23 protein-coding genes are annotated in these 24,373 nt (G+C 60.8%); 11 read left to right on the top strand and 12 right to left on the bottom strand.

The features are described 5' to 3' along the window. Nucleotides 1–48: 48 nt before the first annotated feature. The 5 genes from cobS (at nucleotide 49) to ABJ076_RS03965 (ending at nucleotide 3,931) form a co-directional block, all read left to right on the top strand. Entirely contained in the window at nucleotides 49–864 is an 816-nt protein-coding gene (cobS, locus tag ABJ076_RS03985; protein WP_348186119.1) for an adenosylcobinamide-GDP ribazoletransferase, read from the top strand. Continuing rightward, entirely contained in the window at nucleotides 861–1,490 is a 630-nt protein-coding gene (locus ABJ076_RS03980; protein ID WP_348186121.1) for a histidine phosphatase family protein, read from the top strand. Before cobS ends, ABJ076_RS03980 begins: the two co-directional genes overlap by 4 nt. A 69-nt stretch (nucleotides 1,491–1,559) precedes the next feature. Continuing rightward, nucleotides 1,560–2,228: a lipid-binding SYLF domain-containing protein gene (locus ABJ076_RS03975; protein WP_348186123.1), complete on the top strand. Its 669-nt coding sequence runs from the start codon at nucleotides 1,560–1,562 to the stop codon at nucleotides 2,226–2,228. A 51-nt stretch (nucleotides 2,229–2,279) separates the two neighbouring features. Continuing rightward, complete coding sequence (locus ABJ076_RS03970; protein ID WP_348186125.1) at nucleotides 2,280–2,888, top strand: SCO family protein; 609 nt, start codon at nucleotides 2,280–2,282, stop codon at nucleotides 2,886–2,888. A gap of 116 nt (nucleotides 2,889–3,004) precedes the next feature. Further along, nucleotides 3,005–3,931 carry a dihydrodipicolinate synthase family protein gene (locus ABJ076_RS03965; protein WP_348186127.1) on the top strand — a complete coding sequence of 309 codons (927 nt, stop codon included), beginning with the start codon at nucleotides 3,005–3,007 and terminating at the stop codon, nucleotides 3,929–3,931. Here ABJ076_RS03965 and ABJ076_RS03960 read toward each other — a convergent pair. The 5 genes from ABJ076_RS03960 to ABJ076_RS03940 all read right to left on the bottom strand — a co-directional run bounded on the left by ABJ076_RS03960 (nucleotide 3,928) and on the right by ABJ076_RS03940 (nucleotide 10,322). Next, the gene (locus ABJ076_RS03960) at nucleotides 3,928–5,859 is read right to left on the bottom strand and encodes a di-heme-cytochrome C peroxidase (RefSeq protein WP_348186129.1); all 1,932 of its coding nucleotides are present in this window, start codon (nucleotides 5,857–5,859) and stop codon (nucleotides 3,928–3,930) included. The genes ABJ076_RS03965 and ABJ076_RS03960 overlap by 4 nt on opposite strands. A gap of 95 nt (nucleotides 5,860–5,954) precedes the next feature. Then, nucleotides 5,955–6,881, bottom strand: a complete 927-nt coding sequence (locus ABJ076_RS03955) for a DMT family transporter (protein ID WP_348186131.1) — start codon at nucleotides 6,879–6,881, stop codon at nucleotides 5,955–5,957. A gap of 30 nt (nucleotides 6,882–6,911) precedes the next feature. Then, on the bottom strand, nucleotides 6,912–8,696 hold the full coding sequence (locus ABJ076_RS03950; RefSeq protein WP_348186133.1) for an SLC13 family permease: 1,785 nt from the start codon (nucleotides 8,694–8,696) through the stop codon (nucleotides 6,912–6,914). Between the two features lie 78 nt (nucleotides 8,697–8,774). Then, nucleotides 8,775–9,701 carry a DMT family transporter gene (locus ABJ076_RS03945; RefSeq protein WP_348186135.1) on the bottom strand — a complete coding sequence of 309 codons (927 nt, stop codon included), beginning with the start codon at nucleotides 9,699–9,701 and terminating at the stop codon, nucleotides 8,775–8,777. A gap of 18 nt (nucleotides 9,702–9,719) precedes the next feature. Continuing rightward, nucleotides 9,720–10,322 carry a nitroreductase family protein gene (locus ABJ076_RS03940; protein WP_348186137.1) on the bottom strand — a complete coding sequence of 201 codons (603 nt, stop codon included), beginning with the start codon at nucleotides 10,320–10,322 and terminating at the stop codon, nucleotides 9,720–9,722. A gap of 110 nt (nucleotides 10,323–10,432) precedes the next feature. Between ABJ076_RS03940 and ABJ076_RS03935 the strand changes: the two genes are divergently transcribed. Then, nucleotides 10,433–10,951, top strand: a complete 519-nt coding sequence (locus ABJ076_RS03935; protein WP_348186139.1) for a MarR family transcriptional regulator — start codon at nucleotides 10,433–10,435, stop codon at nucleotides 10,949–10,951. Nucleotide 10,952: 1 nt separating this feature from the next. On the opposite strand, the gene ABJ076_RS03930 is transcribed toward ABJ076_RS03935, so the two are convergent. The 4 genes from ABJ076_RS03930 to ABJ076_RS03915 form a co-directional block, all read right to left on the bottom strand. Continuing rightward, nucleotides 10,953–12,023: a sn-glycerol-3-phosphate import ATP-binding protein UgpC gene (locus ABJ076_RS03930; RefSeq protein ID WP_348186141.1), complete on the bottom strand. Its 1,071-nt coding sequence runs from the start codon at nucleotides 12,021–12,023 to the stop codon at nucleotides 10,953–10,955. 10 nt (nucleotides 12,024–12,033) lie between these two features. Next, entirely contained in the window at nucleotides 12,034–12,876 is an 843-nt protein-coding gene (ugpE, locus tag ABJ076_RS03925; protein ID WP_348186143.1) for a sn-glycerol-3-phosphate ABC transporter permease UgpE, read from the bottom strand. A 16-nt stretch (nucleotides 12,877–12,892) separates the two neighbouring features. Continuing rightward, nucleotides 12,893–13,771: a sugar ABC transporter permease gene (locus ABJ076_RS03920; RefSeq protein WP_348186145.1), complete on the bottom strand. Its 879-nt coding sequence runs from the start codon at nucleotides 13,769–13,771 to the stop codon at nucleotides 12,893–12,895. Between the two features lie 79 nt (nucleotides 13,772–13,850). Then, a complete protein-coding gene (locus ABJ076_RS03915) occupies nucleotides 13,851–15,158 on the bottom strand; it encodes an extracellular solute-binding protein (protein WP_348186147.1) in 1,308 nt (435 codons plus the stop codon). 227 nt (nucleotides 15,159–15,385) lie between these two features. Between ABJ076_RS03915 and ada the strand changes: the two genes are divergently transcribed. From ada to ABJ076_RS03895, 4 genes are all read left to right on the top strand, one after another. Continuing rightward, on the top strand, nucleotides 15,386–16,531 hold the full coding sequence (gene ada, locus ABJ076_RS03910) for a bifunctional DNA-binding transcriptional regulator/O6-methylguanine-DNA methyltransferase Ada (RefSeq protein ID WP_348186149.1): 1,146 nt from the start codon (nucleotides 15,386–15,388) through the stop codon (nucleotides 16,529–16,531). An 88-nt stretch (nucleotides 16,532–16,619) separates the two neighbouring features. After that, nucleotides 16,620–17,825: a multidrug effflux MFS transporter gene (locus ABJ076_RS03905; protein WP_348186151.1), complete on the top strand. Its 1,206-nt coding sequence runs from the start codon at nucleotides 16,620–16,622 to the stop codon at nucleotides 17,823–17,825. 86 nt (nucleotides 17,826–17,911) lie between these two features. Then, the gene (locus ABJ076_RS03900; RefSeq protein WP_348186153.1) at nucleotides 17,912–18,634 is read left to right on the top strand and encodes a SprT family zinc-dependent metalloprotease; all 723 of its coding nucleotides are present in this window, start codon (nucleotides 17,912–17,914) and stop codon (nucleotides 18,632–18,634) included. 96 nt (nucleotides 18,635–18,730) lie between these two features. After that, nucleotides 18,731–19,654, top strand: a complete 924-nt coding sequence (locus ABJ076_RS03895) for an endonuclease/exonuclease/phosphatase family protein (protein ID WP_348186155.1) — start codon at nucleotides 18,731–18,733, stop codon at nucleotides 19,652–19,654. A gap of 9 nt (nucleotides 19,655–19,663) precedes the next feature. Here ABJ076_RS03895 and ABJ076_RS03890 read toward each other — a convergent pair whose 3' ends face one another. Then, nucleotides 19,664–21,481 (bottom strand): PBP1A family penicillin-binding protein, encoded by a 1,818-nt coding sequence (locus tag ABJ076_RS03890; RefSeq protein WP_348186157.1) that lies wholly within the window; start codon nucleotides 21,479–21,481, stop codon nucleotides 19,664–19,666. A 538-nt stretch (nucleotides 21,482–22,019) separates the two neighbouring features. On the opposite strand from ABJ076_RS03890, the gene ABJ076_RS03885 reads away from it, so the two are divergent. Next, nucleotides 22,020–23,402: a tetratricopeptide repeat protein gene (locus tag ABJ076_RS03885; RefSeq protein WP_348186159.1), complete on the top strand. Its 1,383-nt coding sequence runs from the start codon at nucleotides 22,020–22,022 to the stop codon at nucleotides 23,400–23,402. Between the two features lie 2 nt (nucleotides 23,403–23,404). Here ABJ076_RS03885 and ABJ076_RS03880 read toward each other — a convergent pair whose 3' ends face one another. Then, a complete protein-coding gene (locus tag ABJ076_RS03880; protein WP_348186161.1) occupies nucleotides 23,405–23,947 on the bottom strand; it encodes a rhodanese family protein in 543 nt (180 codons plus the stop codon). A gap of 25 nt (nucleotides 23,948–23,972) precedes the next feature. Next, nucleotides 23,973–24,305 (bottom strand): metalloregulator ArsR/SmtB family transcription factor, encoded by a 333-nt coding sequence (locus tag ABJ076_RS03875; RefSeq protein ID WP_348186163.1) that lies wholly within the window; start codon nucleotides 24,303–24,305, stop codon nucleotides 23,973–23,975. Nucleotides 24,306–24,373 lie beyond the last annotated feature (68 nt).

Raw genomic sequence — 24,373 nt, 5'->3', positions numbered from 1 at the left:
GCCGAGAGGCGGCGTAGAACGGATTGGATGGACAGGATTCAGGCAGTCATGGCGAGCAAAAAACCGTCTTCGGTCTGGCGCCCATGGTGGGCGGACGACATGCTTCACGCCCTCATGTTCCTGACCCGACTGCCTGTGCCGGCGCCGGTACGGGGCGACCGTCCGCTGATGCATACCGGCTGGGCTTTCCCGCTGGTCGGGCTGTTCGTCGGCGCGTTTGGCGGCGGTACGCTTTGGCTGTGCGCCCATGCGGGCATACCCCTGCTCGCGGCATCCCTGATCGCCCTTGCTCTCACTGCCTTGTTCACAGGGGCGTTGCACGAAGACGGTCTTGCCGATCTGGCGGACGGGTTCGGTGGCGGCGGCACGAAAGAACGAAAAATCGAGATCATGCGGGACAGCCGTGTCGGCTCCTATGGCGTGCTGGCCGTTGTCATCTCCACCGGCATTAAGGCCGCCTGCCTTGCCAATCTCGCCATCGCCGCGCCGTGGCTCGCGGCGGTTGGCCTCATGGCAGCGCATGTTCTTGGGCGCATGGCGATCCTGCCAATCGCCTATTGTCTCGCCCCGGCGACCGCCACCGGGCTCGGCAGTGGCGCAGGCCGGGCGAAACCAGTAACCACAGGACTCTGTCTGGCACTCGGCACCGTGCTGTCCTACTCCCTGCTGCCCGGCACCGGTTTCATAGCCGCCCTGGCCGCTGCGGCGCTTGCCGGAGGCGCGACTGCCTTGCTCGCAAAGCGGCAGATTGGCGGCTATACCGGCGATGTCCTCGGCGGCAGCGAACAGGTCGTCGAATGTTTCGTCCTGATTGCCCTGACCATGCTCCCGGCCGGCGCTGCCGGTTTCGGCTGGCCGGCATGACGGCTACCCGCTGGCACCTTCTTCGCCACGCTCCGGCAGATGTGGAGAAAGGGACCGTCTACGGGCGCACGGATGTGCCTGCGCTGCCACAGGATCCCGCACTGATCGAACGGATCGCGGCCCGGCTTCCGGCGGAAAGCCTGCTGATCACCACCCCCCTGCGCCGAACAACCGAGACTGCGGAGATGCTGGAAGCAGCCGGTTTGGCTCCCCGGAACCGGATCGTGGAGGCGGCTTTCGCTGAACAGGATTTCGGCGCCTGGGAGGGGACGACCCACGATGCTCTTGGCCAGGAAGGCTCGGCAGACTATGCGGCCTTCTGGGACAATCCGGCCCGCAACCGGCCTCCCGGGGGGGAAAGTTTCGCCGATCTTGCGGCGCGGGCATCCGCCGCCTTTGCGACCCTTACCGAGACGCACCCGGCACGGGATATCGTGCTGATCGGCCATGGCGGCTCAATCCGCGCCATTATTGCAACGATCCTCGGGATAACGCCGGAAAACGCGCTTGCGATGGAGATCGCTCCGCTTTCCCTCAGCCTTGCCGATCACACTAGAGGCGGAGAGGCCGCGGGCGCGCTTTCCCCGTGGAGAGTGCGCGGCCTCAATATCAGAGCCGGTGTTTAGCCTTACAAAGCGGGTATCGCGTCCCATCTATGAGACACAATGCACGGCCAAATGATGAGGAGTCATGGCATGCGGTACGGTTTTCTTGCGGCGATCCTTTTAGCGGCCACCCTCTTCGGATCTCCGGCGCGGGCGGAAGACGCCTCGATGACAGTCGACCGGGCCCGGACAACCCTGATCGACCTGACCAAAGACCAGAACATGGTCGGCCCGGTTGGCGACTACCTGAAACGGGCCAAAGGCGTGTTCATCATTCCCCAGCTTGTTAAAGCCGGTTTCGTGGTCGGCGGCGAATATGGCGAAGGCGTATTGCTTGCCCGCACGGCCTCCGGCGACTGGAGCGACCCTGCATTCTATTCACTGGCGGCCGGCAGCATCGGATTGCAGATCGGTGTCGAGGCCAAGCAGGTGCTGCTGGTTGTGATGACGGAGAAGGGTCTGAACTCGCTGATGAGCGATCAGGTTAAGTTCGGCGCCGATGCCAGCATCGCGGTGGGTACCGTCGGCGGCGGTGTCGGGGCATCCAGCTCCGGATCGCTCGGCGCGGATTTCATTGCGTTCTCGAAATCAAAGGGGCTGTTCGGCGGTGGCGCCCTCGACGGTGCCGTGATCCAGACACAGCCGGAGAAGAATGAGGCGTTTTACCGCACCGCCGCTTCTCCCAAGCAAATCCTGATCGAACGCCGCTTCACCTCGCCCGAGGCCGCACAATTGCGCGAGACACTCTCGCAATTCTGAGATGGCAGCCTATAGTCCCCATCAATTGATCAACCAGCGCCCGGATCAAACATGTCGAAACGGACTTTCTTCTTTCTCGTCGGCTTTCTCGGCCTTGCCCTTGCAGGCTCCATCACCGCCGGCTACTGGATCGTCAATGGCGGCCGGATCAGCGGGCAGGAAAGCGCGGCCGGTCTTGTTGGCGGCCCCTTCACCCTGACCGACGAGACCGGTGCAGCGCTGTCGAACGAGGACCTCAAGGGCAATTATATGCTGGTCTTTTTCGGCTACACCTACTGTCCTGATGTCTGCCCGACGACGCTGACGGTCATGACCCAGGCGCTCGACATGCTGGACCCGGAAGTCGCGGACAAGGTCGAGCCAGTCTTCATCACCATCGACCCCACGCGGGATACGTCCAACGCTCTCGGCGATTACAGCCAGCATTTCCACGACAAGATCCACTACCTGACCGGCACGCCGGAGCAGATCGCGGATGTCGCCAAGGCTTACCGGGTGTTCTACCAGAAGGTCGAGAGCGAGGAATTCAGCGACTATCTGATGGATCATTCCACCATCACCTACGTGATGGGGCCGAACGGACGCTATGTCAGTCATTTCGGCTTCGATGCCACTCCGGAAGCGATCGCCAAGGATCTGACAACGCGTATCGCGGGCTGACGCCGCTTTGACACCCCTGTTCTTCCGCATCGTGGTGCGGCACTCGCTTGAATGGAATCCCGTGCGGGACTAAGCTCCGGCTTCTTTTTGCCCTTCCATACCTAAGGAGAGCGCGCATGAGCTCGAGCCCGCGCATCAAGGGTGTTATGGCCGCCGGCCTGACCGCCTTCAACGACGATCTATCGGTCGATACCGACCTGACCCTCGCCCATACACGCTGGCTGCTTGATAGCGGCGCCGACGGCGTGCTGCTGTTCGGCACCACCGGTGAAGCCAACTCGCTGTCCCTCGATGAGCGGCTGACCTTCCTGGAGAAGCTCGACGCGTCCGATCTGCCGAAGGACAAGCTGATGATCGGCACCGGCTGCTGCGCCCTGCCGGACACGGTCGCCCTGACCAAAGCATCCCTCGATATCGGTATCGAGCATGTCCTGATGCTACCGCCGTTCTATTACAAGAACCCGAGCGACGAGGGCCTGTTCACCCACTTCTCCCGCACTTTCGAGGCCATCGGCAGCGATGCGATGAAAGTCTATCTCTATCACTTCCCGCAAATGTCCGCGGTGCCGTTCAGCCATGAGCTGATCGCCCGGATGCTGAAGGAATTCCCGAACACTGTCTGCGGTATCAAGGACAGCTCCGGCGATTTCGAGAACATGAAAGCGATGGCCGAAAAGTTCCCGGGCTTCGACGTCTTCGCGGGCACCGAGCGCTATCTGCTCGACACCCTCAAGGCCGGCGGCGTCGGCACCATCACCGCGACGGGCAACGTCACGGTCGGCGGTTGCGCCAAGGTCTATAGCGCCTGGAAAGCCGGCTCGGCCGAGGCCGACGCGCTTCAGGACCAGCTCACCCGTGAGCGCCTGACCCTGCAGAACTATCCGGCAGCCGCCGCGCTGAAGGAACTGCTGGCGAAGAACAGCGGCAAGGCAAGCTGGCGCAACGTCCGCGCCCCGTTCATGCCGCTCCCGGCCGACAAGGCCGCCTCGCTGGTCTCCGAGCTGGACGCCGTGAATTTCGCCCTTCCGGCGAAAGCCGCTTAAAGCGTCTTCAGATATTCAATCAGTGCGGCCTTTTCGGTTGCACTAAAAGCGGGCCCGATGACTCCGGGCCCGCTTTCGTTTTCGAAAGAATGCCCGCTGTTGAGATTCCCGGCGGCGCGCGTGTCTATTTTGGTTACACCCCAACCGCACCTGCCACGCATCCCAACCTTCACCGGATCGAATTCGCGGTCACCGAGGCAGACGTTTCTAGGACGTTCACCCTGAGGACTCAGCAGGTCATACAGCGTGAGCACTGTGCCGTTGTGCAGAAACGGCGCGGTCGCCCAAACACCATTCAGTGGCCTCGCCTTGTAGGCCAGCGGGGCACGCACGCAATTCGGTCGGTCGCCATTCATTTCCATTCTTTTCCGGGGCGGCACAGGCGGCTTCTGCGCGTCGTACCAATAATCGACCGTTCGATCGACGACATAAGCCAGCGCCCAGGCGAAGCTTGCCTCTTCGACAACCGTGCCAGGCTCGCCACCGCAGGTCATGCCGCCAGAGGAGATTGCCTTCGGCACGCCAAGAAGGGTTGGAACTTTAACCTTACGGCCGTGCAGGACATTTGCCTGAGCAGGATCGGTCCCAACCTTCGCGAGATTGATCGCCGCAACATCGAGATATCTGCCCTTCGCGTCCGGTATCGGTTTCCAGTAGGTATCGCTCCAGAACGCGTCACTGTCCGGAGCCGGACGGTGACAGCCAGAGCAATGCTCGACATAGAGCGCCGCGCCCTTTCGCGCTTTCAACGGGTCGATTGGACCCAGAATATCGCCCGGCCATTGCGGAGCACGCAGACCTTGGAACTGTTTTTTAGGACGCGGGTCCGGGCCAGCCAGAAGCTCTTCCATCCGAAAAACTTCCTCCACCGCGACTGACGACCAGTACAGGTCCTTTTGCGACGTCAGATTGAGATTCGCGGAAACACCAAGGGCCTCACCCGCATTGCGGATCATCGGTTGCATGATCGAGGCGTCGTATTGAACCCAATCGAACCAAGATGTGCTCCAGATCTGCGGATAATTTACCGGCGCATTGGTCGGCGCGACATTCACTGCCGGATCGAAACCCGCCTGCTTCGTGCCGACGAGGTCATTGAAGAACACCTGGTTCCCGATCCGATTTAAGGCATCGAGCCGGGCAAAGCCCTCCTCAATGCTGCCACGCAGACCAGGAGCCATCTGTTTCGAGAGAGCTTCTACCTTCTCAATGGTAGCCAGAAACTGTTTCTTGAGCTCTGCACGTTCAGGTTTTCCATGCCCTTTTGGAAGAACACGGTCTGCAAAACGCTCGAAGCGACCGGGCAGCAGAGCTGTATATGCGAGCGATAAGCCGAGCGCCTTGCGGAAGTCACCAAGATTGGTCACCGCCGGACCGCCATCAACCCGGACATTCACGCCCTTGTAAGTGAGTTGCCCCGTGTGGCAGGCGGCGCAGGTCAGACCGATTTGATCCGGGAGCATATTGCCCGTCACCGGGTCCTTGTAGCCTTTGGTGCGCGCAAAACCCACCGGCAGCCCGTCGGGGTTGCCATTAAATGCCTCCGGGTCGTATCGGACTGTAAATCTTCCTTCCCGTGCCGAGTCATATCCGTTCGCCGAAGCGTCCGCCGACTCTTGGAAATAGGGTCCGCGCGGACTTGAGATAAATCCGAACCGGGCGAGATAGTCTTTATCAGAGAGCAGCGGCGCCGCTCCGATGGCAAAGAGCTGCGGTTGTTCAAGCGCAACAAACCAGTCGTAAGGAACCGGAAGGGTCGAGGTGCCCTGGGTTGCGTGGTGGAACCAAAAGCGCGCTTCGTTACTCCAGTTCTGGTGCAACCAGACGGTACGTTTCGGCGCCTCGTAGGGCGGAATCGCAGGCGGGAAGAGTGCGCACCCACCGAGAAATAACAATGCACAGGCTGCGGAAAACCAACTTCGCATCATTGCTCTACCCTTTTACACAAACGATAAGCTCGCGCAAAATAGCACAACTTTTTATTGTAAATTGTATTTATTAGAATAGGGAATTAGCCCGGTCGCTATGCCTCGCGCGCCCGGCGCCCAATATTCACCAGAAGCATCGAGGTGAAGACACAGCCGACGGAGGCCCAGATCCAGGCGGAATGGATCTCGCCGAATATCACCCAGCCCCAGAACAGCCCGAACAGGGTCACGACATAGGACACCAGGCTGAGAAACACCGGCCCGGCCCGTTTCAGGATCTCGAAATACAGGATGTAGGCGACGGACGAGATGCAGATCTGTCCGAGCATGGCGAAGTCGGTCGGGCCTGGGTCGGCCATAAGCGGGTAGAAGCCGTCCACCGCCAGCATCAGCGGGAGTGTCGCCAGGGACGCCACGATCAGCATGCCGCGCGCCGCTGCCAGCGAGTGCGTGCCTTCGGGCCGCATCCGGTCGCTGAAGATGCCGCTGCAGGCATAGAGCGCCGGGGTCAGGAAGGCGATCAGCACCCAGGGCACCATCTCTGGCGATGGCAGACTGGTTTTCGGCAGAACCATCAGCAGGGCGCCAACCAGGCCGAGGCCGATACCAATCGCACTGTTCCAGCGAAAGCCCTCGATCCGGAGGCCGACGGCCAGCACGTAGCCGAGCACCGGCACGGTCGAGACCACCGTGCTCATCACACCCGCCGGGATATATTTCGCTGTCGTAATGATGTTGATGTTCGGCAACACAAGGCCGATCACCGCCGCACCGGCGAAGAAAACCAGATGCTTCCGGCTGAGATCGAACGGGATGCCCTTGCGGTAACAGACGAGGGTGAGAAACAGCGCCGCGCCGGTGGATTGCATCCAGGCGTAGGCAAAGGGATGCACGCCTCCCATCGCCGCCACTTTCGACAACGAGAAGGACAGCCCCCAGAGGCCGCCAAGGCCGACCAGCATGATGGTCGGCACAATCAGTCCCGGATCGATGAGGCCGGTTCCTGTCTTTTGATCAGACATGTTGTTCCTCGGGTGAGCTGCGTGCCGGCCTCAGAACGGCCAGACTACGGGCAACAGCGGAACCGCCACCGCCATAATCAGAAAGTCGAGCGGCAGGCCGACCCGCCAGTAGTCCCCGAACTTGTACCCGGCAGGCCCCATCACCAGCAGATTGTTCTGGTGCCCGATCGGCGTCAGGAAGGCACTGGAAGACCCGATCGCAACCGCCATCAGAAGCGGGTCTGCATTGACCGAGAGCTGCTCGGAGATGCCGAGCGCGACTGGCGCCATGACCAGCGCCGTTGCCGCGTTATTCATCATGTCGGTCAGGAACATGGTCACAAGCAGCAGGAGTGCCAGCACCAGATAAAGCGAGACGTCCGCCACGGCACCCGCCATCGCTCCCGCGATCAGGCCAGCCGCCCCGGTTTCGTGCATCGCCGTGCCGACGGGTATCATCGCCCCCAGCAAGACCACGATCTGCCAGTCGATGGCGTCATAGACCTCGCTCATGGAGATATTGTCGGACAGCACCATGGCCGCAAGGCCGCCCGCGAGCGTCACCGCTGCCGGCAGGATACCAAGGCTGGCAGCCACAATGGCGGCCAGAAACAGCAGTGCCGGAATCAGAATCTTCGGCCGCTCCAGGCTCATCTGGCGTTGCGCCAGGGGCAGGCAGCCGAGGGACGAAATCGTGCCGTAGATCTGGTCGCTGTCGCCCTGCAGCATCAGCACATCACCGGCCCGGAACCGAACATCCCGCAGCCGGGTGTTGATCGGTGCCCCGCCACGGGCCACCCCGAGCAGGTTCAGCCCGTAGCGCGAACGCAGCCGGAGCATGGCCGCACTCCGGCCCTCGATCCAGGCGCGCGGCGGCATCACCGCCTCGACCACGGTGAGCTCTCCATCTTCCGCCATATCGGACTTGATGGCATCGAGTTCCTTGGCATCGATCAGCTCGAGGCCCTTCTGCACCGCCGCCTCGATCTGTTCGGCAGAGCCATGCGCCAGCAGAAGGTCGCCTTCGGCAAGGGGCTGCCGGGTCAGCCTACGGACCAGCCGCTCATTATCGCGCAAGATGGCAAGGACGGTCGGCCGGCCGCTCTCCTCGCCCCGTTCGCCAAGCGCCCGGATGCTCTGTCCGATCATCCGCGAATCGGCAGGAATCCTGAACTCCGTGACATAGCTGGAAAGCTCGAACAGGCGTTTTCCCTCATCGTTGGCGCGCCTGTTCGGCACCAGCCTGATACCGATAAAAACCAGATAGATAATGCCCACAACAGCGACCGCGAGGCCGACCGGCAGGAAGTCGAACATCTGGAAGGCCTCGCCCGTAACCTTTTGGCGATAGTCAGCGATGATGATGTTCGGCGGCGTGCCGATCAGTGTAATCATGCCGCCCAGCAACGAGGCGAAAGACAACGGCATCAGCAGCCGCGACGGCGAAAGCCCGGCCTTGCGGGCCACTGACAGCGTGATCGGCATCAACAGCGCCAGCGCACCGACATTGTTCATCACGCTGGACATCAGCCCGGCCAGCCCTATCAGCGAGAAGGTCTTCGCCCGGTCCGACTTGTTCCGCTGGGCGATACGCTCCGCGATCACACCGACCGCGCCGGAGCGGGTCAGCGCCGCCGACATACCGAGCACGGCCACCACCGTAATGACAGCAGGATGACCGAAGCCGGCAAAAGCCGTCAGCGGATCGACGACCCCGGCCGCCACGGACAGCAGCAGCGCCACCACAGCGACGAGATCAATCCGGTACCGCCCCCAGATGAAGGCAGCAAGGGCCCCTACAATGATGGCGAGTATGGCGATCTGATCAAATGTCATGGCCGAGCTATAGCGTCCCCGCGCGCTGTGCGGAAGCGGATTCCGGATCGCTCCTGTAGCGCGTGGATCTAAGAGGCGTCAGCCGCGCCGCTGTGCAATTACGGTCAGACCGATCCCCACGGCAATGACCAGAGCACCGGCCCAGGTCGCAAGGCTGTAGCGCTCATCAAGAAACAGCGTGGCAATTACCAGACCGACACTGGCGGCGACATAACCGATCTGGCTCAGGAGAACCGGCCCGCCGAGATGCTGCAACCGGAAGAAAAGCGGGAAAGTCGCCGCAGCAGCCACCGCCTGCAACAGAGCCGCTTCGGGAACGGCTGCCAGAGAGGCAACCGGCACCCCCCCCTCCACCAGAAACAGCAACCCGACAAAAGCGATAATCGCCGCCCCATGGCTCCAGAAGGCGAGCGCGTCGGGCGACGTGTTTTCCGGCCAGGCCACGGTTCGGTAGACATTGCCGACAGCAAGCGCAGCCGGCACAGCGAAGCCCGCCAGGATCCAGAAAAGATCCGGTGCATCCGGACCCGCGCCTCTGGTCAGGCTGACAATGGCCGCACCTGTCAGCCCGACTGCGATTCCGGCAAGACCGAGCCAGTTCGGTGTCTTGAGACCGAGCAGGGCCGAGAAAGCGAGTGTGAAAACCGGCGACTGGGCAAACATCAGCCCCATATAGCCCGCACCCGCATGCGGAATGACGGCAAAGAGAATGACATTCGGGATCACGTACGAAACCAGGCTCGCAATCATCGAAAAGCGCGCCAGCGCGCGATTCGGGCGCCGAAGCCCGCCCCGCACGACGAGCACGGGCAGCATCAATGCCGCGACCCCCAGCGACGGGATCATGGCCCAGAGAATTGGTGAGATACCGGCATCCCCGGCGATTTTCCCAAGCGGGAAATTCACCCCGATCAGGGCACCGGTCATGATCAGCAGCAGGGACGGGTTCGCAAACATAGATCTTGGTTGCGCGCCTTCTCCCGGATGGTCAAGCGATTGCGTCATTGAAGGTCTCCTCCTGGCCTAGCGCGCTGCCGCCAGCGGGAAAGATCCCGGCGATGCAATCTGGGACAGCGGCTTACGGTCGCTTGGCATCTCCCGCTCGGCCAGCGCAGCTGGCAGCCGCTCCGGCGCCCCCCTGCGGCCGACCGCGATGGCGATTTCGATTTTGAAGCGGTCCGGGACGGCGAGTGCCGCACGGGCCTGCTCCCGGTCAATCCCAGCCATTGCATGGGCGTGGTAGCCGCGCGCCGTGGCCTGGAGCGCGAGATGGGCCCAGGCAGCCCCCGCATCGAAGCTGTTTACCGAAGACACCTGGTCGGGCCTGGTGCCGTCCCCCTGCATGAGCGTATCGGAGAGCAAGACAAACAGAACGGAGGCGTCGCGCGCCCAGGCCTTGTTGAAATCGTCCAGCACGCCGACGAACCGGTCCCAATGCGCGCCGTTCCGGGTCGCATAAAGGAAATGCCACGGCTGAATATTGAAGGCGGAGGGCGCCCACCGGGCCGCTTCGAGGACGATCAGCAAGTCTTCGTCCGGCATGATTTCGGGCTCGAAACTGCGCGGCGACCATCTGTCCAGAAAGAGCGGTTCGATCGGATGGTCCGTTGTACGGAAATAACTCATGGGGCAAGTCCTTCACAATCAGCAGCGGGTGTCTTAAGCTGTCATCATTCGATGCACGATTATACGGCATCAGATAATTTGATATCGAATTACTTGATGACGGAAGACCCATGAGTCAAGAGTCGCGTGTAAAATCTTCTGCGGAATCCACGCAGGGTGCTCCGCTGGAGACGATCCTCCAGCAATGGAAGAGAGAACGGCCCGACCTGGATCCGTCCCCTATGGCTGTCTGCGGCGCGCTGCGGCGGGCGAATGACAGGGTCCGCACAGCGATTGAAGGCACTGCCGCGAAAGGCGGGCTGGATGGTGCCGGATTCGACGTGTTGCTAACCCTGCGCCGTCAGGGCAGAGGCGAAACCCTCACACCGTCCGAGCTGGCAGGCGAGATGATGCTATCAACCTCGGCCATGACCAACCGGCTCGACCGTCTGGAAAAACGCGGCCTGATCGAACGCCGGTCGGACCCGAAAGACAGACGCAGCCTCAAGATCGCATTGACCGAAGACGGCTTCTCGCTGGCGGACTCGCTCGTCGTGTCCCATCTTACGGTCGAGGAACAGTTGTTGGCGCCGCTCGACACAGCCGAGCGGGAAGACCTGAAACGCCTGCTTTCAAAAATCAGCGCCTAGATCAGAGCCGCTTGCCGCTCCCTGTATCAAACAGATGCACCTGCTCCGGTGCGACTCTGACCCGAATGCTGTCACCGCCCGAAAGCGTCTGGTGTCCGGCAAGCCGGACCGTGGTCAGGTCGCCATTGCCGGGTGCGGTGCCATGCATCAGCGTTTCCGCGCCCAGATGCTCGACCAGATCGACGCGCACTTCAACGCCCTCGCCTGCGCCGCAGAGCTGGAAATGTTCCGGCCGGATGCCGACCGTCACCGGCTGGCCCTCGGTGAGGTTCTTCGCCTGCCCGTTAAGGCCGATGCGCTGACCGGAGCCGAGCACGGCCGCGCCGCTCTCGACCGTGCCTTGCATGAAGTTCATCGAGGGTGAGCCGATGAAAGCAGCGACGAACATGCTTGCCGGCCTGTCATAAACCTCGATCGGAGTGCCTATCTGCTCGGCGATACCTCCATTCATCACCACCAACCGGTCCGCCATCGTCATGGCCTCGACCTGATCATGGGTGACATAGAGGCTGGTCGTGCCGAGCTGGCGTTGCAGTTTCTTCACTTCGACCCGCATCTGTACGCGGAGCTTGGCATCCAGGTTGGAGAGCGGCTCGTCGAACAGAAAGACGGCGGGCTCACGGACGATGGCCCTACCCATGGCGACGCGCTGGCGCTGACCGCCCGAAAGCTGCTGCGGGCGCCGGTCGAGAAGCAGTGAAAGTTCCAGAATCTCGGCAGCCTTCCGCACCCGCGTGGCAATCTCGTCCTTCGGCATGCCCCGGTTCTTCAACCCGTAGGCCATGTTGCCCTCAACGGTCATGTGCGGGTAGAGCGCGTAGTTCTGGAACACCATGGCGATGTCCCGGTCCGCCGGCTCCAGCATGTTCACCTGACGGCCCGAGATGGAGACATCCCCGCCGGAAATACTTTCCAGCCCGGCCACCATGCGGAGCAGGGTCGATTTCCCGCAGCCTGACGGGCCTACAAGCGCGATGAACTCTCCGTCCTGAATGTCGATATCGATCCCGTGAATGGCCTTGAAGCCGTTCGGATAGGTTTTCTCGACGGTGTTGAGTGCGACCTGGGCCATCCTCAGTTCCTCATTTCTCGGATTCGACGAGGCCCTTCACGAACCACCGCTGGAAGATGAGCACCACCATGACCGGGGGCAGCATCGCCAGGAAGGAAAGCGCGAGGGCCTTGTTGTATTGCGGGATACGGTTGCCTTCGAGATCGTTCAGGATCTGCTTGATCCCCATGACGACCGTGAAATAGCTCTCGTCCGTGGTCATCAGGATGGGCCAGAGATACTGGTTCCAACCGACCACGAACATGATGATGAAGATCGCCGCGATCATGGTTTTCGACAGCGGCAGCAGGATATCGACGAAGAAACGGAATGGTCCGGCACCGTCGATCCTTGCTGCTTCCAGGATCTCTTCCGGCACGGACTTGTAGAACTGGCGGAAGAAGAAGGTCGCGGTGGCCGAGGCGATCAGCGGCAGGATCAGGCCGGTATAGGAATTCAGCATGCCAAGCTGGGAGACCACCTCGTAGGAGGGGATGATCCGGACCTCCAGCGGCAGCAGCAGGGAGGAGAAGATGATCCAGAAGAAGAAACTGCCCGCCGGAAACCGGAAATAGACGATGGCATAGGCGGCGATGGTCGAGATCAGGATCTTGCCAACCGAGAATCCGAGGCCGAGGATCAGGGAGTTCTTCAGCATCAGCACGGCATTCACGGTCTGGGTGAAGCCCGTATTGTCGAACAGGACCGCGCTGTAGGTTTCCCAGAAATAATCCCCTACCCAGAACTGCAAACCCTGTCCAAGAAGGGTCTCTGGCCGGTGTGTCGAGGAAGCGAAGACCACCCAGATCGGCAGCAGCAGAAACAGCACACCGAGGATCAGGATCAAGTGGTCTGTGAGTTTGATGCGGTGCATGATTTTGATCCCCGGCTCAGTAATGGATGCGCTTCTCGAGCACGCGGAACTGCACGATGGTCAGCCCCAGCACGAGGATCATGAGAATGACGGACTGGGCGGAACTGCCGCCGATATCCGCGCCGAGAAAGCCGTCCTGATAGACCTTGTAGACCAGCGTCGCCGTGCCGCCGCCGGGAGCCCCGCGGGTCATCGTGTCGATCACACCGAAGGTCTCGAAGAAGGCATAGGTAATGTTGATCACCAGCACGAAGAAGCCGGTCGGTGCCAAGAGAGGCAGGGTCACGGTCCAGAACCGGCGGAAGCCGTTGCGGCAGTCGATTAGGGCCGCCTCGCGCACGGCGCGCGGGATGGACTGAAGGCCGGCAAGGAAATAGATGAAATTGACGCTGATCTGCTTCCAGACCGAAACCAGGATGACGGTGACTGAGGCGTCGAACACATCAAGCTGCGGGTTGAAGGGCCAGCCGGTGGCATTGAACAGATGATTGAGTGGGCCGATACTGCGGTCGAACAGGAAGGTTCCCATCATGCCGGCAACGGCGGGCGCCACGGCATAGACCCAGGTCAGCATGATCTTGTAGGCCGACTGGCCATGCAGGATGCCGTCCGCCTTGACTGCGAGCAGCAGGGCGACGGCCATGGAGAGAAAGGCCACCAGCCCGGAAAAAACCGCTGTGAAGAGAGCCGAGCGGGCGTAATGCTCGTTCGAAATCACCTCGGTGAAATTGTCGAACCCGACGAATTGGCTGGCCAGACCGAAAGGGTCTTCCAGCATGAAGGACTGGTAGATCGCCTGGGCCGCGGGCCAGACGAAGAAAACAAAGATGATCGCAAGCTGAGGCGCGATCAGCAGATACGGCAGTGTAAGACTGTCGAATTGCTGCCGTTTCATCGGCGACTTCCCTTGACTGTCCGGAACAGGAAAACGGCGGACGGTCGAAACCGGCCGCCGCTCTTATGAGAAATGCCCGTTACTGGACCGTCTTGGCGAAGCGGGCCAAAAGCTTGTTGGCGCCGTCCTCAATGGCCGCGAAGGCATCGTCGACAGACTTGCTGCCGGCGAAGACCTGGTCATATTCGCGGTTCATGACTTCACGGATCTGAACGTAGTAGCCGAGGCGATAGCCCTTATTGTTCTCCGCAGATTTCTGACTCAGCTGCAGGATGCCGACCTCGGCGTCCGGCTCGTCCTTGTAGTAACCGGTTTCCTTGGCCAGCGTGTACGCGGCGTTGGTGATCGGCACGTAACCGGTTTCCTTGTGCCAGAAGAACTGGGTTTCCGGCTTGGTCAGGAACTGAAAAAACTTGGCAACGCCTTCGTTCTGGGCCTTTTCCTTGCCGCTGAAGGCAAAGAGCGCGGCGCCACCGATGAAGGTCGTGTATTCCTCACCCTTGGTGATGCTGTTCCAGTACGGCAGGTTGGTGGTGCCGAAGTCGAATTTCGCAGCACTCTTCAAACCACCGAAAGAGCCAGAGGAGCCGAGCCACATGGCGACTTCCTGGTCGATGAAGGGCTTCTGGTTGTCGCCCCACTTGCTGCCGTAATATCCGAACAAACCGGCCTGCTGCCACTCGCGTGCCTTCGAGAAGTGCATGCGCATGTGTTCGTTGTTGTAGTTGATCTTGGTGGCAACGCCATCGAAACCGTTATTTTCATTCGCCAGCGGGATGTTGTGCCGCGAGTGGAAATTCTCGGAGAAGATCCACGGGGTGTGGGACTGGGAAAGGGCGATGTAACCGGCCTTCTTCAGCTTCGGCGCGATTTCCTCGAAATCTTCCCAGGTCTTCGGCGGCTGCACGCCGGCTTTGGCGAGCGCGTCCTTGTTGTAATAAAGCACCGGGGTGGAGCTGTTGAACGGCATGCCGATCATGTCGCCCTTGCTGTCCGCGTAGAAATTTCGGACGCCGGAGATGTAATCCTCGGCGTGGAACGGAACGCCGTTCTCGTTCAGCAGGCTGGCGACCGGATAAACGGCGCCTTTGGCATTGATGATGGTGGCGGAGCCGGCATCGAAGATCTGGATGATGTTCGGTGCTTCACCGGCGCGGAACGCCGCGATCCCGGCGGTCATGGTCTCTTCGTAGCCGCCCTTGTAGATCGGGGTCAGCGTGTACTCGCTCTGGGACGCATTGAAGTCCTTGGCGATGGTGTTGACCGTCTCACCGAGACCACCCCCCATGGCATGCCAGAAGGTGATTTCGGTGGCCGCATTCGCGGCGCCGGCGCCGAGCATGGCGAGGCCGGCCGCAGCGGCGAAAATCGTCTTGGTCGCTTTCATAAGAGGCTCCATTGGAAGAAATACGAGCGGCGACCCTATTCCCGGCAAAGGTCCGAACGGTGAAAGAACCGTGACATTTTCGTTGCAGTAATCACGGCTAAGTTTTTCTTTTCATTTGAAAATATAAATTGTTCGCTTTTTCTGTTCCGGTCAGCCTGCCGCGACAGAAATACCCGACTTGCCGCGCAAGGCGCGGATAGTCGGAAGCCGCGCCGAAAGAGTATAAAATGGGCGAAGTCACCGAGGAGGCCGGACCCATGCCGGACAAGAGTTCAATCGGAACCCCTGAATCGAACCGTTTCACTGACGATGCGTTGCGCTGGCATGCTGTGGAGACCCGCGACAAAACAGCAGACGGCGCGTTCTTCTATGCGGTGACAACCACAGGCATCTATTGCCGCCCAAGTTGCTCCTCTCGACGACCGAAACGCGAGAACGTCCAGTTCTATGACAGCGCCGCCGAAGCAGAGGCGGGCGGCTATCGGGCCTGCCGCAAATGCCTTGGCGCCGATGCAGCCGAAACCCGTCGCCGCGAAGCCGTCGAAGCCGCATGCGCCCTGCTCGACGCCGCCGACGAAACCGCGCCGACCCTGGACGAACTGGCCGACGCAACTGGTCTCTCCCCCTATCACCTGCAACGCACTTTCAAGGCCGCGACCGGCGTGACCCCGCGACAGTACTGGGATGCCCGTCGGGTTGGCAGGCTGCGTAAAAACCTGAAATCGGGCGAGGCCGTTTCCCCGGCGCTTTACGGGGCGGGATATGGTTCCTCAAGCAGACTTTACGAGAAAGCACACGGACAACTCGGCATGACGCCTGCGACCTATGGCAAGGGCGGGCGCGGCGCTGTGATCGCCTTCACACTCGCCCCAAGCCCGCTCGGACAAATTCTCATTGCCGCGACGGAGAGCGGGATCTGCTTTCTTGCCCTCGGCGAGGATGCCGGAAAACTTGAGGCGGAACTTCGTGAGGAATTCCCGAAAGCGGAAATCGTGCGGGACGACGACACACTCGGCAGGATCACCGAGGTCGTGATCGCCCATCTGAAGGGACGGCTGCCGGATATCAAACTGCCGCTCGACATCCAGGCGACCGCGTTCCAGCGTCAGGTCTGGGAAGCCCTGATGGAGGTTCCCTACGGCGAGACGCGGACCTATGGAGAGCTGGCACACGCCATCGGCAAGCCTGGTGCGCCCCGGGCGGTCGGGCGGGCCTGCGGGAGCAATCGCGTCGCCCTTGTCATTCCCTGTCATCGGGCGGTCGGGACAGGCGGCAGTCTGACCGGCTACCGCTGGGGCGTGCCCCGCAAGCGCCAATTGCTGGAAGAAGAGCGTCAGCGTCATGGAGAAGTGAGCCTCGCCGAAGCAGGGTAAACCAACCAGTTTTACGGCTGCGCAAAATTGCTTTATGAAAGGAAGGCCGTCAGCAGTGGCGGCCTTTTTCCCATGTCGAAGATCACCCATGCAAAAAACCGATTTCCGGGTCGATTCGGCCAGCGGCATCGCGACGCTCACACTCCTGGTCGCCCTCGGCCAGATGTCGGTAGGCCTCGTTATCCCGTCCCTGCCGTCCATGGTGGATTACTTCAAGACTGACATTGGCACGGTTCAGCTCACACTAACGGTACACTTTACCGCTTTCGCATTCTTCCAACTGCTCGCAGGACCGCTGTCGGACCGTTTTGGCCGAAGGCCGATCGTCCTGACCGGTCTCGCCATCTCTGTCGCCGGGGCGCTCGCCTGCGCGCTGTCCACCACCATCTGGGCATTGATAGGTTCGCGCGTTCTCCTCGCCATTGGCGTCGGCTCCGGTGGCGTGATTGCCCGCGCGGTGATCCGGGATAAGACAAACGGCACCGACGCCGCCCGGATCATGTCATTTATCGGTATGGCCATGGCGCTCTCCCCAGCGCTGACGCCGACCATCGGCGGACAGCTTGAAGGCTTTTTCGGGTGGCAAGCGGCGTTCATCTTTATGGCGGCCATCGCAGGAATGATGTTCCTGTTTTGCCTGCTACGGCTGCCAGAGACGATTCCCCAGAAAAATCTAGATGCCATGAGGCTGGGTGGCATGTTGAGCGCGTACCGCTCGCTGATTGTCGATCGACGGTTTGCCGGTTACGCCGCCCTGAACAGCTGCATCTTCGGCATGCTGTTCGCCTACCAAACCGGCTCGCCCTATATTTTGATGATGCAGCTTGGCTACTCGCCGCAAGCTTACGGGCTGCTGATTCTGTTCAATGTCGCCGGTTTTCTGACAGGCACCATCTTCTCCAACAGATTTGGTCGCCAGATCGGGATCTACAACATGGTCCGGATCGGCGGCATTCTGGGTTTGATCTCCGGTATAGCGATGTTCATCCCGGCTCAACTCGGTCATGTTTCGGCGGTCGCGATCATTGGCCCAAGTGTGCTGCTTCTCGTTGCCCTTGGTATCACCGTGCCGAATTCCATGGCCGGTGCCCTGCAGCACTTTCCGCATATTGCCGGTGTTGCCTCCGCCCTACTCGGTTTCCTGCAGATGGGAGCCGGTGCGGTTGGCTCGCTTTTCATCAGCAGTCTGCAGAACCTGCACCCGATGGTGATGCCTGACCTCTTCGCGGTCGCTGGTGTGCTCGGCGTGGTTTCGGTGATGCTGATTCCGCGCCCGGGAGAATCGAAAGACTGAGCTGGGATTGACCTTACAGATCCATAACGGCACTAATATCTGGTAGTCTCCAGGCTTTGAGCCACAAGACTTTGCGAAACCGGCCCATGAATGCTTCCAGCCCGCTGATCGTGAGAGGACGTGACGGTGCTTCAATCGAAGTGCCTGTGCGGATATCCGCGCGCGCCCGGCGGCTGTCACTAAAGGTCGATCCGGCCCGCGGGGAGCCGGAGCTGGTACTGCCACCGGGGATTTCTCTCTCCCAGGCAGAGAGCTTCGTCGCCCGGAACGTCGTCTGGCTTGAGAACAGGCTGGCCCGCCTGCCGGATGCCATCCCGTTTGAAGACGGGACAACCATCCCCTTGCTCGGTGTCGATCACCGGATACGCCATGCACCGGAGCTGCGGGGCGCAGTCCGTCGATCGGAAAGCCCTGACGATGACCAGCCACATCTGGAAGTGTCCGGAGGCGCCGACCATCTGGCCCGGCGCCTGACGGACTGGCTGAAACGGGAAGCCCGGCGCGAGCTCTCGGAGCGTGCCCGCTTCCATGCCGGGCAATTGGGGCGCAAACCGACACGGATTTCCGTGCGCGACACACGCAGCCGCTGGGGAAGCTGCTCCTCCACCGGCGCGCTTTCCTTCTCCTGGCGCCTGATCCTGGCGCCGGAGCATGTGCTGGATTATGTCTGCGCCCATGAAGCCGCACATCTGGTCGAAATGAACCATTCCGGCCGCTTCTGGGCACTTTGCGACGGGCTGGTCGAGAATATGGACATGTCCCGTGCCTGGCTGAAACGACACGGCGCCACACTCCATCGCTATGGCTGAGCACTAAGCCTAAAAGCCTTCATTTTCTTGTCAAAATTCTGGGTGAAAGTCGGCACCGTCTTTCGTTTCATTGATTACGTGCCGGGTTCTTGCCGTATGGATTCTCTTCAGCAATTTGCGATTTATTGTTCCTGGGGCATCGCCGCCGCCCTGATCGCCGGGATGTTCGGCGCCGTGCATCCAATAGCCGACAGCTTCTCCCATTTCCGCCTGCATCTTGTTGTCCTGGCCGTACCCTTCATTCCGTTGCTCTTCCTCACCGGCGCCTGGGTCAACGGGCTCGCTCTCACCGTGACCGTCGTGGTCAGCGTCGGCTTGCTCGGGCAATTGTTCGGAGGCAGCGGCGCGGCGGCCGACATGCGCAAAGGTGGGCGGGATATCCGCGTCGTCTCCCTCAATTTACATCACATCTATGCAGACGCGGAGCGGGTGGCGGACTTCATCACCGAAGCCGCACCGGATGTCATCACGTTGCAGGAAGTGTCGCTGGAGCCGCCCGAGGTCATCAGGCGGCTGCAGAAGGAATATCCGCATCAGCTGATCTGCCCCTATCGACGCTCCTCCGCGATCGCCGTCCTCTCTCGCACCCCCTTCACCACGACCGGTTGCCTGAACGATCACCGTCTCGCCTGGGCCGCGGTGGAACGGAACGACCGGCAAGTGACCGTTGCGTCGCTTCATCTGAGATGGCCGTTTCCGTCTCCGCAGGCGGCGCAGATATCGGCGTTATCGGCAGCCTGGTCGAAACTCGGCACACCGCTCGTCCTCACTGGAGATTTCAACGCTGCACCCTGGAGCCATGCCGTTCAGGAAGTGGCCCGCAATTCAGGCACCAAGGTCCTTCCCGGCCTCCGCCGCTCCTATACCTGGGGAGAAAACTGGCTCGGTTCCGCGATGGCACTTCCGATCGATCACGTTTTGGCAACACCGACGCTCAATGTCACGCGCACGGCGCTCGGCCCGCATGTCGGATCCGACCACTTGCCGCTGATCGTCGATATCGAGATGCCGCGCTTCTAGAAACGAATCTCAGAGTCTGTTTGCTTTGTTCTGATCGAGCGCCGCGAGCGGGCGCGGCGGACCGTCCACCGCTTTAGACATGAAGGCGGCCCAGATCTCGGCGGGCAGGCTGCCGCCTGTCACACCGTCCATGGCCGATGCGTCATCCCGGCCGACCCAGACCCCGGCGACCAAATCCGCCGTATAGCCAATGAACCATGCATCGCGGAAATCCTGCGAAGTTCCGGTCTTGCCGGCAGCCGGCCTTCCGATCCGGGCCTTGCGGCCGGTGCCGCTTTCCACCACCGCCTGCAACATCCTGTTCAACGCGGCAATCGTGCGCGCCTCCACGACCTGCGGGGCTGGCCGGGCATCATGTGCATAGATCGCGCCTTCGGCGGACGTCTGAACGCGCTCTACCGCATAGGGCGAGACAAAATGGCCCTGATTGGCAAAGGCCGCATAGGCCGCCGTCATTTCGAGCAGCGTTACTTCGCCCGCACCGAGCGCGAGACTTGGCCGATTCGGCAGGTTGGCCGTAACCCCGAGCCGGCGCGCCACCGAAAGCGCCCGGCGCCGGCCTATCGCTTCGGAGAGATTGACCGTTGCAGCGTTCAGCGAATGCGCCAGTGCATCTTCGAGCGTGACCTCGCCGCGATACCGGCCATCGAAATTGCGCGGCGTCCAGCCGTTCAGCGTCACTGCTGAGTCCGGGAGCTTTGTCGATGGCTCATAACCCGCCTCGAGCGCGGCCAGGAAAACGAACGGCTTGAAAGCAGAGCCCGGTTGACGCAGCGCCTGGGTGGCGCGGTTGAACTGGGACTTGGAATAGTCTCGGCCACCGATCATCGCTCGGACAGCGCCATCCGGCGACATCACCACCATGGCAATCTGCCGGGCGCCTTTCTTGGCGCCACGCTTCATACCCTCGCTGACAGCGTGTTCCGCGATTTTCTGAAGCCGCCGGTCAAGGGTCGTGCGGACCGAGCGGTCGCCACCACCGGGACCTGCATAACCGTTCGCACGTTCACGCGCCCAGTCAGCAAAATAGCGATGATTGCGGCTGACCCCAGCGGCCCCCAGAATTGCGGACGGACGGGCAGCGATCCGCTCTGCCTCGTTTTCGGTGAGGTAACCCGCATCAGCCATGTTCAGCAGAACCTGCCGGGTGCGCCCCTTCGAGCGCTCCCGATCGACCGCCGGATTGTAGCGTGACGGCGCCTTCAGCAAGCCGACCAGCATGGCGGATTGGTAAGCGGTCAGATCCTCAACCGGACGGCGGAAATATTTGCGGGCCGCTGCATCCACTCCATAAGCACCGGCGCCGAAATAGACCCGGTTAAGATAGATGGCGAGGATCTCCTGCTTGCTGAAGCGGTGCTCCAGCCAGAAAGCCAGCAACAGTTCCTGGATTTTTCGTGAGTAGGAGCGGTCCGCGCTGAGAAAGACGTTCTTGGCGAGCTGCTGGGTCAGAGTGCTGCCGCCCTGCACCGTCCGCCCTGCCTTCAGATTGACCATTGCCGCGCGCAGGATCGAGATCGGATCGATACCATAATGAGAAAAGAACCGCCGATCCTCGGTCGCGACCAGGGCATTTATCAGTGGGCCGGGAAGATTAACCGCTGTGACAGGGCGACCATGCAGGGCCCCATAGGACACGAACATGGCGCCATCGCGATCGAGCAGCCGGGTTGCGCCCGCCCTCTCATAGCGATCAAGATCGGTGATATCCGGCAATTGGTAAGCGTGATAGGCGAGCACACCGCCAACCAGCACAACAGCCCAGATAGCAGCAACAAAACCAACCTTGATAAGCTTCGTTACGATTCCGGTACGTTTTCGAACCACAGTTGATTTACGGCGGCGGGACGTTGGTGACTTTCGCGATCCCGTAGCGGTTCTATTTCTGACTGGTTTTTTTGACGCGGTTTTTTTCGGTTGCGGCTTGGCTGTCGGTTTGCGCGCAGCATCTTTCTGAGCGGCGGTCTTTCGCGCACTGGAAGATGAGCGGCCCGTTGTCGCCGCAGGCTTTTTTGCCGGAGTCCGTGCCATCAGGAACCGCACCCAAAGTTTAATGTTAGGATTAACTCATAAGCATTTGATTTAATCAAATATTTTTAACTTACTTAATATATTGGATTAACTCGAAAAATCGCATCACTTTTCGTATCAGGAAGATTTAAATTGTTTAAGAACATCTAATTAGCAGATTTTCTTAAACATATTGTTAATTTTTGATGCTATCTTCATAAATGCAATCAAAAATAGACCGTAAAAGCTTGTTTTTATTAATCCTCTCGATCCGATCACGCGCTCTCGCATTGTCCGTGATCGTCCAGGCGCGTAGCTATGCGACAGTGACTACATCACCGGCCGGAGATCCGCCATGACCATCACGGACTGCAGGGACCTCGCCGTCTCTAATGCCGACAACGCCCTCGTCTCGGCATTGGAAAATGCTCACGAAATGTTCCTCACCTATTCCGGGGACCCGCTCGGCGAGATCACCGAGGTGCTCGATGCCGAGCCGGATTTCGTCATGGGCCAGATCTTCAAGGCGGCGCTCCTGACGCAGGCGATGGAAACCCGGATCTATCCAGAGCTTGTCAGCACACTCAAGACCGCCGAAGCCCTGGCGCCACGCGCCAATGAACGGGAGCGCCGGCATATCGAGGCAATCCGGGCCTGGGCCGATGGCGATTTCCATGGCGCCGTCGATCTCTGGGACGCGTTGCTGGTGCAGTTCCCGCGTGATTTGTTGGCATTGCAGCTCGCCCATCTCTCCGACGTGCTGCTCGGCGACACGGACAACCAGCGGGACCGGGTGGCCCGCATCCTCCATGCCTGGGATGAAAGTGTCCCGGGATATGGTTATGTGCTCGGCCTCTATGCCTTCGGGCTTGAGGAGAATCGGGATTTCGACATCGCCGAGGAGTGCGGGCGCCGCGCCGTGGCCATGAACCCGAAGGACGCCTACGCCATTCACGCGGTCGGTCACGTGATGGAGAGTCAGGGCCGGCAATCGGGCGGTATCAACTGGATGCGATCACGCGAGCAGGACTGGGCCTACAGCAATTTCGCCAACCATCTCTGGTGGCATCTCTCGCTCTACCATCTCGACCTTGCCCAGAACGATCAGGTGCTCGACATCTATGACCGCTGCCTGCGCAGCACCGATTCAAGCGGCGACAGGTACGAGGAACTGGACGCGGCCGCGCTGCTCTGGCGGCTGGAGCTGCTTGGTGTTGATGTCGGTGATCGCTGGAAGACGCTGGCTGACAAATGGGAGCCGAGCGCGACGGACACGCTCTATGCCTTCAATGATGTGCACGCGATGATGACCTTTGTCGCCGACGGCCGCTGGGAGGTGGCGGAGCAGGTGCTGAATGCGCATGAGCGCTATACCACCGCCGCCAACGACGCGAACGCGGCCATGACACGAACGGTCGGCCAACCCTTCTGCAAGGCCTTGAAGGCCTTTGCCGAGGAGCAATATGGAGAGGCCGTCGATATCCTGCTGCCGATCCGGTATCGCACCCGCTATCTCGGCGGCAGCCATGCTCAGCGCGACATTATTGGTATGACCCTGCTGGAAGCCGCCCTCAGGGGAGGGCGAAACGACCTTGCCCTCGCACTGGCCTCAGAACGTACCGCGCTGAAGCCGACGAGCCCGATGAACTGGCGGTTCGCCGCCCGTGCCCATCGCGGTCGCGGCGATCATACACGGGCGACGGAGGCCGAAGCCCAGGCCATCGCCTTGCATGGATGATGTCAGGCAGATGCAGGCTTGTTCCAGGGCATGTGGCCAAGCAGCCGAGCCATACCGCACCAGCCGGTCACACCGGCCATCAGCAGGCCGGCACCGACAAAGGCAGGGATCAGCGCATAGATCGGATCAACCAGGTAGCCCGCGAGGCCGCCGGCACAGGCAAAAGATCCCGCGATAATCTGCACCTGGCGCATGATCTCCAGCGGCGCCTTCTTGTTTCGCGTGACCGGCAGGCCAGCATCCTTCCAGGCCTCAATGCCGCCTTCAAGAAAAGCAGCGGAGGCAAATCCGGCTTCTACAAAAAGCGGCGCATTGATCATGGTCCGATTACCGGAACGGCAATGGAGCACGACGCCTTTACCGCGATAGGGGGCGAGATCCGCGGATTTCCATGCGGAAAGCGGGATGGCAACAGATCCGGGGATCCATTCACGCGCCCGCTCGTCCGGCTCGCGGATATCGATCAGGACAAGCTTGCCGCCTTCGATCTGTGGCGCGGCGCTCTGGGCATCGATGCCCAGGAGTTCATGGTGATTGGTCTGCATGGGTTTTCCTTTCCTTCGGCCGCTTCTATTCGGCCGCAACATCCGCCTCTTCAGGCGGACAGAAATGTTTCTGTAAAACGGCGAGCAGATCGCTGACCGGCCCTGGTGTCAGGGCGTAAAACCGGCTGCGCCCTTCGGAGCGAGCCGCGACCAATTTCTCCTCCGCCATGCGCGCCAGATGCTGCGACAGCGCAGGCTGCGAGAGGTCCAGCCGCGCCGCGAGTTCGTTCACAGTGAGTTCGCCTGCATCGGCGAGATGACACAGCACCATGAGCCGGTTCTTGTTCGCGGCGGCCATCAGAAAGTCTGCAACGCCGGACGCCTTCTGCTCCATGATCTCAAGGGATAGTCCTGCCATTCGCAAAATCCTGAGCGATCCGGTTTACATATATAAGTAATTGCTTATATATTGAATCAACAAAGCGG

The sequence above is a fragment of the Nisaea sp. genome (assembly GCF_039990255.1).
GTDB lineage: Bacteria > Pseudomonadota > Alphaproteobacteria > Thalassobaculales > Thalassobaculaceae > Nisaea.
The sequence above is the reverse complement of the archived record's forward strand: the minus strand, read 5'-3'. Positions and strand labels throughout refer to the sequence as shown.